The organism is Pedobacter sp. ok626 (assembly GCF_900100435.1).
GTDB lineage: Bacteria > Bacteroidota > Bacteroidia > Sphingobacteriales > Sphingobacteriaceae > Pedobacter.
The window spans coordinates 95360-107993 of the sequence record NZ_FNEX01000021.1; the positions used below are offsets into that span (position 1 = coordinate 95360).

The 12634-nt window shown below is 36.9% G+C and carries 13 protein-coding genes; 9 read left to right on the forward strand and 4 right to left on the reverse strand.

The annotated features are described in order from the left end of the window. Window position 1: 1 nt before the first annotated feature. The 7 genes from BLS35_RS24120 to BLS35_RS24150 all read left to right on the forward strand — a co-directional run bounded on the left by BLS35_RS24120 (window position 2) and on the right by BLS35_RS24150 (window position 5278). A complete protein-coding gene (locus BLS35_RS24120; RefSeq protein ID WP_090786191.1) occupies window positions 2-289 on the forward strand; it encodes a hypothetical protein in 288 nt (95 codons plus the stop codon). Between the two features lie 95 nt (window positions 290-384). Then, window positions 385-633, forward strand: a complete 249-nt coding sequence (locus BLS35_RS24125; RefSeq protein WP_090786193.1) for a type B 50S ribosomal protein L31 — start codon at window positions 385-387, stop codon at window positions 631-633. A gap of 70 nt (window positions 634-703) precedes the next feature. Then, window positions 704-1879, forward strand: a complete 1176-nt coding sequence (locus BLS35_RS24130; RefSeq protein WP_090786195.1) for a putative sugar nucleotidyl transferase — start codon at window positions 704-706, stop codon at window positions 1877-1879. Between the two features lie 53 nt (window positions 1880-1932). Next, entirely contained in the window at window positions 1933-2694 is a 762-nt protein-coding gene (gene tpiA / locus BLS35_RS24135; RefSeq protein ID WP_090786197.1) for a triose-phosphate isomerase, read from the forward strand. Beyond that, on the forward strand, window positions 2694-3533 hold the full coding sequence (gene prmA, locus BLS35_RS24140) for a 50S ribosomal protein L11 methyltransferase (RefSeq protein ID WP_090786199.1): 840 nt from the start codon (window positions 2694-2696) through the stop codon (window positions 3531-3533). Before tpiA ends, prmA begins: the two co-directional genes overlap by 1 nt. Window positions 3534-3551: 18 nt before the next feature. Beyond that, a complete protein-coding gene (murC, locus tag BLS35_RS24145; RefSeq protein WP_090786201.1) occupies window positions 3552-4919 on the forward strand; it encodes a UDP-N-acetylmuramate--L-alanine ligase in 1368 nt (455 codons plus the stop codon). Between the two features lie 29 nt (window positions 4920-4948). Beyond that, complete coding sequence (locus BLS35_RS24150) at window positions 4949-5278, forward strand: helix-turn-helix domain-containing protein (RefSeq protein ID WP_090786203.1); 330 nt, start codon at window positions 4949-4951, stop codon at window positions 5276-5278. Window positions 5279-5280: 2 nt separating this feature from the next. Here the strand turns inward: BLS35_RS24150 and BLS35_RS24155 are convergent, their stop codons facing one another. From BLS35_RS24155 to BLS35_RS24170, 4 genes are all read right to left on the reverse strand, one after another. Further along, entirely contained in the window at window positions 5281-6399 is a 1119-nt protein-coding gene (locus tag BLS35_RS24155) for an N-acetyltransferase (RefSeq protein WP_090786205.1), read from the reverse strand. Between the two features lie 71 nt (window positions 6400-6470). Then, window positions 6471-6665, reverse strand: coding sequence for a hypothetical protein (locus BLS35_RS24160; protein WP_090786207.1), 195 nt, complete (start codon window positions 6663-6665; stop codon window positions 6471-6473). A 401-nt stretch (window positions 6666-7066) separates the two neighbouring features. Further along, window positions 7067-9997: a ligand-binding sensor domain-containing protein gene (locus tag BLS35_RS24165; RefSeq protein ID WP_254779117.1), complete on the reverse strand. Its 2931-nt coding sequence runs from the start codon at window positions 9995-9997 to the stop codon at window positions 7067-7069. A gap of 10 nt (window positions 9998-10007) precedes the next feature. Then, on the reverse strand, window positions 10008-10787 hold the full coding sequence (locus BLS35_RS24170) for a LytR/AlgR family response regulator transcription factor (RefSeq protein WP_090786209.1): 780 nt from the start codon (window positions 10785-10787) through the stop codon (window positions 10008-10010). A gap of 197 nt (window positions 10788-10984) precedes the next feature. Here BLS35_RS24170 and BLS35_RS24175 point away from each other — a divergent pair, with 197 nt between their 5' ends. Both BLS35_RS24175 and BLS35_RS24180 read left to right on the forward strand, forming a co-directional pair. Continuing rightward, window positions 10985-11713: a ferritin-like domain-containing protein gene (locus BLS35_RS24175; protein ID WP_090786211.1), complete on the forward strand. Its 729-nt coding sequence runs from the start codon at window positions 10985-10987 to the stop codon at window positions 11711-11713. A gap of 17 nt (window positions 11714-11730) precedes the next feature. Beyond that, on the forward strand, window positions 11731-12582 hold the full coding sequence (locus tag BLS35_RS24180; protein ID WP_090786213.1) for a ferritin-like domain-containing protein: 852 nt from the start codon (window positions 11731-11733) through the stop codon (window positions 12580-12582). Window positions 12583-12634 lie beyond the last annotated feature (52 nt).

Sequence of the window (12634 nt, forward strand, 5' to 3'; positions counted from 1 at the left end):
TATGGATGATTTTAAATCGTTAAGTAAGATAGTGAATACGGATTTTGAGATTGAGGATATTACTTCGGAAACTTTGTTGCGCGAGCGACTCGTTGAGGCTTTTGCTTATTTGTTGGATAATGACATTTCTAAAATGATGAATATACTTTATCGTACGGATGTTAATGAAGAAAAACTAAAAGGACTTTTGATCAGTAATTCTAATTTACCCTCAGCAGAGGTCATTGCTGACGCTTATATCAGTAGACAAAAGGAGAAAGTAGAGACTAGAAAAAAGTATAGTCGATAATTTTTCCACACATGCTTGCTATTGAGAAATAAATTATTGATATTTGCATCCTTAAAAATAAGCGACAAATAAGTATATAATAATATAATATTAACATGAAAAAAGATCTGCATCCATCAAACTATAGATTTGTAGTATTTAAAGATATGTCTAACGAGTATTCTTTTTTAACTAAATCTTGTGTAGATACTAAAGAAACTATCACATGGGAAGATGGCAACGAGTATCCTTTATATAAATTAGAGATTTCTCACACTTCTCACCCTTTCTATACAGGAAAAATGAAATTGGTTGATACTGCTGGTCGTATCGATAAATTCAAAACTCGTTACGCTAAAAAGTAATTATACACAAATAAGAAATTATTTAAGTCCCGATGCGTTTGCTTCGGGACTTTTTTTATTTTTGTAGCTTATGATGATCAATTTATTTGATGACAATGCCTGGCAGTCCCTGCGGCCCCTATCTTTTACAAGACCAGTTGCAGATCTCCGAGTAGGAATTTTAACTATAGCCGAAAAATGGCAGAAGCATTTGACCGCTGAATGCGGTTTTGTTACTGAACCGTATCTGTCTGTAAAATATCCAGCACTTATTGGGGCTGAGTTGTATATCAATGGCTCAATATGTCCGGATGAAGCTTTGCTGGAGGCCATTTCCACACTTCAAGTTGGTGAAGCACTTCAAAGAAACGATGTCCTTATCGCTTATAAGATCAATGCGTCTGAGGTACATCGTCCTGGAATTTATAAGCAACTGCATACCAAAGCTTATCGGGGGACTTTTGTAAGGATCTTTGTTCCCGAAGATATTTTTAGATGTAATGATGTAGAGCTCAGGAGAGATTTTGACTTGCTTACCAAGGGAAGAACCAGTGTCCAGTTAAGCGGTACCAATACTTTTTTGGGGGATGATATTTTTGCCGAAGCAGGTGCCGAAGCAGAATGTTCTACGTTTAATAGCTTAAAAGGACCCATATATATAGGCGAAAATTCGCAGGTGTGGGAGGGATGTCATATTAGAGGTTCTTTCGCATTGTGTAACAATTCGCAGGTTAAAATGGGGGCAAAAATATACGGACAAACAACCATTGGCCCTTTTAGTCGTGTTGGTGGAGAGATCAATAATGCTGTAATCTGGGGTTATTCTTCTAAGGGGCACGAAGGCTATTTGGGCAATGCGGTGATGGGACAATGGTGTAACATTGGTGCCGATAGTAACAATTCCAATCTGAAGAATAATTATGCTCCTGTTAAATTATGGGATTATGAACTGGAGAGCTTTCGTGAAACCGGTTTGCAATTTTGCGGTTTAATTATGGCTGATCATGGTAAGTGCGGCATCAATACCATGTTTAATACAGGTACAGTTGCCGGAGTTAGTGCCAATGTTTTTGGTGATGGCTTCCCTAGAAATTTTATCCCTGATTTTGCATGGGGTGGAGCAAGTGGCTTTGACGTGTATAATCTTCAAAAGATGTTCGAAACAGCAGATAAGGTTTACGAACGGAGAGATATGGTGTTCGACCAAACAGAAAAGGATATTTTATCAGCGATTTTCGAGATGACCAGCAAATACAGGCCCTTTTAAGTTTTTAAATCAATCAAACCAATTAATATAAAACCTAATAATAACAATACACAATGAGAAAAAAAATAGTTGCAGGAAACTGGAAAATGAATCTGGATTATGCCAGTGGTATATCTTTATTTTCAGAAATCGTTAATATGGTAAGAGATGAGAAAAAGGGCGATCAGATCGCAATTATTTGCGCTCCATATATTCATTTAAACAGCCTGGCTAAATTAGGTGGTGAAGTGGTTAAGATAGGTGCACAGAATTGTCACCAAAACGATAGTGGAGCCTTTACAGGAGAGATTTCTGCAGGAATGATCAAGTCTGTTGGTTGTGAGTATGTGATCATAGGTCACTCAGAAAGACGTCAGTATTTTGCTGAAAGCAATGAATTGCTTGCTGAGAAAACTGTTAAGGTATTGGAAAATGGACTTACTCCAATTTTCTGTATTGGTGAAACATTAGAGGAAAGAAATAGCGACATTTATTTTGAAGTACTTAAAGCTCAATTAGAACAAGGTGTTTTTGGATTAAGCACAGCTGATTTCTCCAGAATTGTTATCGCTTATGAACCAGTTTGGGCAATTGGCACAGGTTTAACAGCTAGTTCTGAGCAAGCTCAGGAAGTCCATGCTTTCATTAGAAATGAGATTGCGAACAAGTATACTGCTGAAGTAGCCGAAAATACAACTATTTTATATGGTGGAAGTTGCAATCCGAAAAATGCTGCCGAACTTTTTGCTCAGAAAGATATAGATGGTGGTCTGATTGGTGGGGCATCACTAAAATCAAGAGATTTTGTAGACATTGTTAAAGCTTTTAATTCTTAATGAAGTATATACAGGTAACGTTCAGTTTTAATGCCATTGAGGAGTATCAGCAGGATCTTTTGATCGCTGAGCTAGCCGATATAGGTTTTAATACTTTCGAAGAGATAGAAAATGGTTTTGTTGCATTTATAGAGTTCAATACCTACGATGAGGGTAAGCTTAAAGATGTACTGAGTCAATATGAGGGCGAATTTCAAAGCAACTATGCAGTTGCAGAAATTGAAGGAAAGAACTGGAACGAAGAGTGGGAGAAGAATTTTGAGCCCCTGATTATTGATGATCAGTGCTACGTGCGTGCTACCTTTCATGAAGCAAAACCAGCATACGCTTATGAAATTGTCATAGACCCGAAGATGGCTTTTGGTACTGGTCATCATCAAACGACTACCATGATGATGCAGTATATTCTGGAAACTGATGTTAAGGATAAGGAAATTCTTGATATGGGTTGTGGTACAGCGATCCTCGCCATACTTGCAGCTAAAAAAGGTGCGTCAAAATTAGTTGCCATAGATAATGATGAAGTTTGTTATGAAAGTAGCATAGAAAATGCTGCATTAAATGGAATCGATAATCTGGAAGCAATTTGCGGAGGCAAGGAAGTTATTCCTAACTTGCAATTTGATATCATTTTGGCCAATATCAATAGAAATATCCTGCTGGATCAGATTCCAACCTATGCAAATGTGTTGAAGTCAGCTGGTAGTATTTTCTTCAGTGGATTTTATGAGTCTCCTGATCTGGAGATGATTAAGCAAGCTTGTGAACCTTTTGGGATTAAATATGTTAATCATAAGAAGATTGGTGAATGGGTAGCGGCTTATTTTAAGAAAGATTAACTGGTTAACAAATAACGTATGCGTATACATTTTATAGCTATCGGCGGAAGTGCTATGCACAATCTGGCGATAGCTTTACACAAAAAAGGATACCAGGTAACTGGCTCAGATGATGTTATTTTTGAGCCATCCAGCAGCAGGCTGGCTAAGCATGGTATTTTGCCGAAGGAAATGGGCTGGAATGAAGCTAATATTACGGCTGATTTAGATGCTGTGATTTTGGGAATGCATGCTTTGACTGATAATCCGGAACTGTTAAAGGCCCAGCAATTGGGCTTGAAGATATATTCTTATCCGGAGTATATTTATGAGCAAACGAAGGACAAGTTAAGAGTTGTAATTGGAGGAAGTCATGGCAAAACAACCATTACTTCTATGATCTTACATGTACTTAATTTTTACGAAAGAGATTTTGATTATTTGGTTGGAGCTCAGCTTGCGGGCTTTGATACCATGGTGAAGATTACTCATGAAGCACCTGTAATCATTATTGAAGGAGATGAGTATTTAGCTTCTCCTATTGATAGAAGACCGAAATTTCATTTATATAAGGCTAATCTAGCTGTAATAAGTGGTATTGCATGGGATCATATCAACGTGTTTAAAACTTATGAGGATTATACCCACCAATTTGAATTGTTTATTGATACCATTCAGCCGTGTGGCAAACTAATTTATTGCAATGCTGATAAAGATCTGAATAAGATCGTAGAGAAATCTACTGCCGATATTGAGAAGATTGGTTACGGAATTCCTGAGCATACGGTCAGGGATGGAATTACTTATCTATTACCGGATGAAATGCCGCTTAAGGTATTCGGGGATCATAATTTAATGAACCTTAACGCAGCTAAATTAATTTGTGCGCAACTTGACATCTCAAGTGAGGCATTTGATCAGGCTATTGCTTCATTTACTGGGGCAGCTAAGCGCTTAGAGGGCTTGTTAAGCGTTGGTGAGACTAACGTTTATAAGGATTTCGCGCATTCGCCATCTAAATTAAAGGCTACCATTGAGGCTGTGAAGGCTCAATTTCCAAATAGGAAATTAGTAGCGTGTATAGAGTTACATACATTTAGTAGTTTAAATAAAAACTTTTTAGTTCAATATGCGGATACAATGAAAGCTGCTGATACAGCAATTGTATATATTGATGAAAAAACTTTTCAGCATAAAAAACTTGAACCTTTTACCAAAATAGATGTTCAAACAGCATTTAAAAGTGATGAATTGCACTTTTTTGATAATTCAGAGCTGTTAAGGCAATATTTGCTAAGTATAAATTTTTATCGTACGAACTTACTTTTGATGAGTTCAGGAAATTTTGGCGGAGTTGATCTCGTTAAATTGGCACGTGAGTTGAATACAGTTGAGCAAGGAATTTAATTACAAGATTACACACCTAAATTTATAATATGAATATCATTGGAAAAAACATTAGACAACTACGCCAAAAAAACGGCTGGAGCCAGGGGGAAGTGGCTAAACGTCTAAATATTTCAATCCCTGCATTCTCGAAAATCGAGACAGGTATCACAGATATTAACATCTCACGACTTGCACAGATCGCAAACCTTTTTGAGGTTTCGACAATGGATATTATCTCTAAAGAAGGAGAAAACCCTCAGTCGCTTAATTTTGAAGAAATCAATAATTTGAAAGAAAAATTAGCACTAAGAGAAGAAGAGATCATTAAACTACAAAAGAAGGTTATTGATCTTTACGAAGAAATCAGAGAAAAATAGATCTAAAAGATCTTACGCATAGTCAGGTGTCGCTTTCCAAAAGTGGCACCTGTTGCTTGATGAATAGAAAGCATTTTATCATTGAAATCACCAACCCAGGAAAGTTCGAGCTCATCGTACTGATTCATCGGCAAAACATACTCTTTAAGTTTAATAAATAAGGCTGATTCTAAGCCATGCTTTTGATAAGCAGATTTTGTACCCATTACGATTGCCCGCATTCGGTTTACACCCTTCCAGCGTCTATATACAAATCTAAGTTTTTCTATCAGTCCTAGTTTTCCGTTAAATCCTTTGATCATTTGGTTGGCATCCGGAATAATTACGACAAATGAAGCGGGCTCCCCGTTGATGTAAGCAAACCAAATTAGCTTTTCGTCCATGATGGTCTGCATCTTTTCAAAGCTCTCTTCCAGCGTCTCTCTTTTAATTGGTACGAAATTCTCAAAGTCTTTCCAGGCATCATTGTAAATCTCCATCAGATCTGCCACATATTTTGAGGCTTTCTTTTTTGAGAAATGCTCAAAAGTATATCCTGGTTTATTGGCTACCCAGTTGGCAATTTTGGTAAATCGTTCTGGAAAAGGATTTCGTACAGCCAGGTGATTAGTGATTTGCTGATATTCTGTTTTAAAGCCATAATCTGTAAAAAAGCTATGGTAGTAGGGGTGATGGTAATTCATGCCATAAGAGGGTTGTGTAAAGCCTTCTACGAGTAATCCCCAGAAAGAATCATTCTCTCCAAAATTGATGGGACCGTCCATGGCTTTCATTCCCTGTTCTTGTAACCAGGATTTGGCTGTATCGAAGAGTAAGAAAGCAGCTTCTTTGTTGTCTATACATTCAAAAAAGCCCATGCCACCAGTAGGTTGCTCATATTGGTACGCTTTTTTATCATTGATAAAGGCGGCAATTCTTCCTATATAATTTCCATTGTCATCTTGCAACAACCACCGGGTACATTTTCCATGTTGAAAAAATGGATTTTTACTGCTGTCAAATATGTTTTCAATATCCTGATCCAGTGGGCAGATCCAATTTTGATCATCTTTATATATAAAACGGGCAGTGGCTAAAAAATCTTTTCTGGAACGCTTTCCGGATACGGTGGTTATTTGCATTTTCTCCTAATGGAATTAAAATAAAAAGCATCCCTAAGAGGGATGCTTTATTAATAATTATTTTTTACCTGTTAATAGGTGTCGTCATCATCATCATCCGAACCAAAACTATCAAAGTTGTCCAGATCATCTAATGGCATGTCGAGGTCGTCATCTTCATCATCGTCGTATGATTTCTTTTTCGTTGTTTCTTCATACGAATCGTCCAGATCATTTTCTGGATCTTCTGCTTTGCTTTTGTTAATTGGTTTTTTTGGAGTTTTCATTACAAAAAATATAATTCCGTAAGGGTTTTATTTGATAATTTAAATTTACTAAAAATCTTTTTAAATCAAAAGAACGATGTTTTTTTTAAATTTTTAGCTCATCAAAAGTAAGACAAAAAGAAATTCTGCAAAGAATTTTTTATAAAATAATCTAAAAAAAAAATACCTGAGATAGGGGCAAAAAAAAATGGTAAAGCTATGAACTTTACCATTTTTTAACACACAAATGAAACCTGAATTGAGATATAGTTTTAGGTTAGGTAAAAATATCTTTGATCAATCCTATAAGAACGCTTTTACAAACTTCTGTTTGTTTTAATATCTATAACAAGTTTAATGCTAATTTTAGAATGATTAATGTAAACTTAGTAAGTGGTATGAATAATTGAGTAAACGGTAAATTAGTTGTTTAATGGGATCAAAATGGAGACAAAAGTGCCCGAAATGCCGTTTTGTTTAATGTCTATCTGTATCGGATTTGGTTCAACCTGGTTCAAAAGATTGATTCGCTCGCGGGTAAGGCTCATACCTTTGCTGACATGGTGCCCCTTTTTACTTTTCAAAGAGTTGTCGATTCCAACACCATCGTCTATGATTTCGATCACCAGGTGATCATCCCCTTTGAGATCGATACGTATATCCAGTTTACCGCCATCTTCTTTGGGCATTAAGCCATGCCAAATCGCATTTTCAATATAAGGCTGAAGGATCATGGACGGTATTAACGTCTCTTCCTTATCGATTGCGCGATTTACGTATATGTGGTATTTAAACTTTTCGCCAAACCTTTTTTTCTCCAGACTCAGGTAAAGCTCAAGGTATTCTAGTTCCTCATCCAGACCGATGAAGCTCTTGGTACAGATCTCCAGGTTTTTTCTAATCAGCTTTGCGAAGCCTGTTAATATCTTATTGGCCGAATTCGTGTCTTTCGTATTGATGTAATGCTGAATAGAGTTCATTACATTAAAAACAAAATGCGGGTTCATCATCGCCTGTAATGCACGTTGTTCGAGCATTAAAATCTTGTTCTTTAAAAGCAGTTGTTCTTGTTCTTTATTTTTCTGAATCTTGGTAACCACTACGGCTACTTTGTAAAAAGCAAAACCGGCCAACAGAAAAATGCCAACGACAAATAATGTCGTTTGCCAAAAGTGTTTTTTTAAAGAAAAATTAACCCTGGTAGGGGTACTCCAGTTACTGTTGTTTGATTTTGCACTAATCTCAAAGGTATAGTCTCCGGGCTCTAAGGAAGGGAATTCAAGTCGTCGACTCTTAGTTTCCGTCCAATTGGCCTCTGTTTTTAGTCGGTAGCGATAGGTAATGCTCTTATTTTGGAAGTCAATTACACTGTATGTAAAGGTGATGCTATTGTTAGATGGGGCTAGCGTATGCATTGCAGTATTGAGCGCTAGCTTCGTCTTATTATTTATTATAGAGGAGATTAAAACCTTAGGTGCTTCATGCTGGCCATTTTCCTTGTGGTATGAAAAGTAAATGAGGCCATTGTTGGTCCCAAAATAGGCATAACGGTCATCAATAAATAAATCATTTATATCATCAGCTAGTAAAGCATTGGTGTATTCAAATGATTCTACCGGAAGCTGTTTGTTGTTTAAGGCAATCCTGTTAATGCCATTATTGGTAATGATCCATATGTAATTGTCCTTTACAAAAAGGCGTTTGCAGATATTGTTGGCTAGTCCGTCTTTTCTGGTAATTACTTTAATAACTTTTTTGTTTTTAAGGAATACAATCCCGTAACCATCTGTTGCCAAAACAATCGTGCCATCATCTAATTTCTGAATGTCGTTAATCCTTTTTGTTAGCAGTAGGTTCTCTCCAGAGTAATTGTATAAAATACCTTTGGAATATTCTGATAGGCCGTTAATATTCGAAAACCATAGATTCTGCTCTTTGTCATAAAACACACGGTAAGCCCTATTGGTAAAAAAATCTACTCCCTGTTTAAAATACATTAAAGTGAACTCTAGCTTATCGACGTGATAAGGCAAAATGTATACACCTGAAGAGAGTGCAATTGCCAATGTACGGTCGTTACGTAAACTCAAACTTTTAATTACAAACATCCTATTGTTTGTTTCTTTCAGATAATCGATACGGTGGGTGTTGTAGATATTGTTGATTCTACCCAGACCATAATCCGATGCGAAATACACGGTTTGTTTAAGCGTATCGTAAATCAGATGCTTTATGGCATTATATCTTTTTTTATCCTCTAGTTGGATTTTTGAGGTTTTGAAGGTGTTCAAATCAAGGATATTGATATTTCCTTCGTCCAAACCTAACCATAATCTGTTGTGGTCATCCTGAACCACACTTTTTACCATATCACTATTTAAACCATTTGTTTTGTTGATAACATAGAGGCGCTCACCTTTCTGGGGGAGCATATAGATTCCACTTGTGGTGGTAAACCACATGTTATTTTTTGAGTCTTTGATGATTTGACTCGAGGATATGTTTTTTAAATACTGCGTTGTTTTTCCTGAAGGTTCTATATGGTAAATTCCATTACTATTGCTCAGCCATAAATCGTTGTTTTTGTTGAGAAAGAAATATCCTGGGTCATTATTTAACAGCGATGTATCGAGCTTTAATAAGAGTTGCTGATTGTAGGCATTTCTAATATTGAGTCCGTTTTTATCAAGATAGCCCAGTGTTTTGTCAGGCAGGTTCAATATGGTTTTGTAAGAAAGGGGGAGGGTGCCGTGAGACGAAATTTTGAAAGTATTATTATTGAAAGTACGCACACATTCATTACTAAAAGCCCATATTGTTCCCGATTTGTCTTCATGTATAAATGTACTTGCATATGGGTGTTGCGGATCAGCAGAAATGTATTTCATAATTGCTTTTCCATCCCACATTACCAATATGTTTTTGTTCGTGCCAAACCAGATTCTACCTTTACTGTCTTCAAAGAAAGAAACAATTACAGCATTAAATTTTAGTAATTTAAGTAGCTTTTCATTGGTTTCGTTGTATATTTTACCATTAAAAAAGTAGCTAAGTTGGCCATTTAGCGCTAAGAACCAGATTCTACCGCTTTTATCTTCTTTTACCTGTAAAATTTGATTGTCAGGTAAGCCATCGTCAATAGAAAAGGTTTCAAATATTTTGCCATCAAATCTACTAACTCCAGCGTCTGTTGCTACCCATATATAGCCTTTGGAATCTTGTAAGGTATAATAGCAATTGTTACTTGGTAATCCGTTTTTTGTACTAAAACGCTGTAAATTGGTGGTTTGAGAATAGCTGCTAAGGCTGATGGTTAACAACAGAGTTATGAGGATTAAAAATCTTCCTATCAAGTTAAGATGTTTATTTATCGCTGTCAAAACTAGTATATGTTTTTATCTTCTCAAGAAAATCACTTGCGCGTCTCCTTGATACCGCAATCTTTTCTCCATTTTTAAGGATGACTTCCAGCCCATTTTTTGAGTTGTATTCTTTTACATAATTCAAATTAACAATACTTGATTTATGGATCCTTATAAATTGGTTGTCAGGTAATATTTCCTCGTATTCTTTTAGGACTTTGGAAACCGTGATTTTATCCTTGTTTAACAAGTAAAAAACAGAATAGTTACTATCTGCCGCGATGTGAATAATATCGTCGATATTTACGAGGCTATAACCCTGACCATTTGGCAAACTGATTTTCCGAATCTCGTTTTTTTCCGAAAGACTTAGCGCAAGGTTTTGCATGCTTTCTGCACGGCTATTATCGTTTTTATTTAAGGCAATGAGCTTCTCGGCTTTATCAACAGCAATTTTCAACTCATCAATATCGATAGGCTTTAATAGATAATCAAGCGCATTTGCTTTTATCGCCTTTAAGGCATATTGGTCGTATGCGGTAGTAAAAATAACATGAGCTTTACTTGATTGTGCATAGGGGATGAGTTCGAAACCATTTTCTCCCGGCATTGCAATATCAAGGAAAATCAAATCAATAGTATGTTGTGAAAGCAGATTGCGCGCTTCGGCTACGGACTTCGCAATTCCGGATATGTGGATGCTTTCGCAATTCTCCTGTAAAAGAAAGTATAATGAAGAACGGGCAAATTCCTCATCGTCTACAATAATAGTATTTAGCACGGCTTTAATTTAATACGGTGAATTTATTAAAAAAAAGGCACAACAAGGTGCTTTTAATAAATATAAGGCAGGGAAGAAAACCACTGGTCTTCTTCTTTCGTAAGTGAACCTGTAAAACGTCTTACTGAAACAACCAATAATTTAACAATTGTGAATCATGCGACGGCAGGGCTCATAGTTAAGAAAAACTAAAGACTATGAAAAACTTACAGAAAAATGAACAAGTTGATGCGTTGCAGGAAGAACGTAACATATTTAATGCCCGCTTGCAGCGTCGTTCCTTTTTGCAATATGCAGGAGTCGGAGCAGCAGGGATTGCTTTAATTGCAGCTGGCTGCAAAAAGAATCGCCGGGATGAAATGATGCCTTCAGGGGTAACTTTAGATTTTAAGGACGACTTCGGTGTGTTGAACTATGCATACGCTTTGGAACAATTGGAAGCTGCATTTTATATTCAGGTAGCTTCAAATCCACCTGCAACTTTTAGTCCTACTGAAAAAGCGTATTTCCAGGATATTCAATTTCATGAAATTGCACACAGAGAATTCTTCAAAAAGGCACTCGGACCTGCGGCTATTGCTGGTTTAGAAGTTGATTTTTCGAGTATAAACTTTTTGGATCGTTCGAGCGTTTTAGGAGCTGCCAAGGCTTTTGAGGATTTGGGAGTTGCAGCTTACAATGGCGCTGGTGTGCGGATAAAAAGTGATACCTATTTAACCTTAGCGGGACAGATTGTTTCAGTCGAAGCACGTCATGCTGCATACATAAGAGATTTGATTTCAAATGGTAGTTTTGCCGATTTACCCAGTCTAACTGCACTTAATTCAAATGATGCTGGCGGTTTAGATGGAGCTTTAACACCTGATAAGGTGCTTGGAATAGCCGGGAAATACATCAAAACGAAAATTAACGTAATCAATCTTTAACCTAAAAATCAGAAATCATGAATATCGTAAATATATTAGAAGAAATTGAAAAGGTCGACGGAGAGATTTATGAGCGTTTAAATCCGAGAAGGGCTGCCATGAAAGATTTTTTTAACATTGGTAAAAAGATCTCGTTAGCTGCTTTGCCTTTGGCAATGGGTTCTATGTTTCAGAAAGCTTATGGGCAAACTACGCCCAGTACTGTTACAGATGTTTTGAACTTTGCTTTAGCCTTAGAATATTTGGAATATCATTATTATAACCATGCATTGGTTGCTGCGCCAACTTTAGTTCCTACCGGTCTACCGACAGCAGCAATTACAACCATTCGTAATCACGAAATGGCCCACGTTAACTTGCTAAAGGGAGCTTTAGGGACTTCGGCAAGAGCAGAAATTACCTATGCCATGACAGATTTTACTGCTGGAGGAACATTTCCTTTGGTATATAATGATTATGTCACTTTTCTTAAAGTTGCTTTAGGCTTTGAAGATACAGGAGTAAGGGCATATAAGGGGCAGGCTACAGCTTTGAAAGGGAATGCTGTTTTGACAACTGCTTTGCAGATCCATTCTGTAGAGGCGCGTCACGCTTCACACATTCGTCAGATGCTAGCGGCAAATGGTGCAACAGGATTAAAACCATGGATTAGTTTAGGTGCCGGAGGTATTGCCAATGACACAGGTGTTGGTGCTGTTGACGCAGTCTATGTCCGCGAAAATAATGATGTTCAGGCTGGCATTACCATTACAGGTATTGCAACAGGGGTAACTAAAGCCGCAGCAGTAGAGTCTTTTGATGAAACATTATCAAAAATTGAAGTTGTTGCGATTGCCAATCTATTCCTTCGAACAGGATTTAAATTGTAGTTTGTTTAAGTTTAAGATGAGGGAAGGGGATCAATATCCTCTTCCCTTTTTT

Excerpts from the sequence above, each read along its gene's own strand:
- BLS35_RS24175 (WP_090786211.1), top strand. The coding sequence starts at position 10,985 with ATGAAAAACTTACAGAAAAATGAACAAGTTGATGCGTTGCAGGAAGAA.
- BLS35_RS24180 (WP_090786213.1), top strand. The coding sequence starts at position 11,731 with ATGAATATCGTAAATATATTAGAAGAAATTGAAAAGGTCGACGGAGAG.
- prmA (WP_090786199.1), top strand. The coding sequence starts at position 2,694 with ATGAAGTATATACAGGTAACGTTCAGTTTTAATGCCATTGAGGAGTAT.
- murC (WP_090786201.1), top strand. The coding sequence starts at position 3,552 with ATGCGTATACATTTTATAGCTATCGGCGGAAGTGCTATGCACAATCTG.
- tpiA (WP_090786197.1), top strand. The coding sequence starts at position 1,933 with ATGAGAAAAAAAATAGTTGCAGGAAACTGGAAAATGAATCTGGATTAT.
- BLS35_RS24125 (WP_090786193.1), top strand. The coding sequence starts at position 385 with ATGAAAAAAGATCTGCATCCATCAAACTATAGATTTGTAGTATTTAAA.
- BLS35_RS24130 (WP_090786195.1), top strand. The coding sequence starts at position 704 with ATGATGATCAATTTATTTGATGACAATGCCTGGCAGTCCCTGCGGCCC.
- BLS35_RS24120 (WP_090786191.1), top strand. The coding sequence starts at position 2 with ATGGATGATTTTAAATCGTTAAGTAAGATAGTGAATACGGATTTTGAG.
- BLS35_RS24155 (WP_090786205.1), bottom strand. The coding sequence starts at position 6,399 with ATGCAAATAACCACCGTATCCGGAAAGCGTTCCAGAAAAGATTTTTTA.
- BLS35_RS24150 (WP_090786203.1), top strand. The coding sequence starts at position 4,949 with ATGAATATCATTGGAAAAAACATTAGACAACTACGCCAAAAAAACGGC.
- BLS35_RS24160 (WP_090786207.1), bottom strand. The coding sequence starts at position 6,665 with ATGAAAACTCCAAAAAAACCAATTAACAAAAGCAAAGCAGAAGATCCA.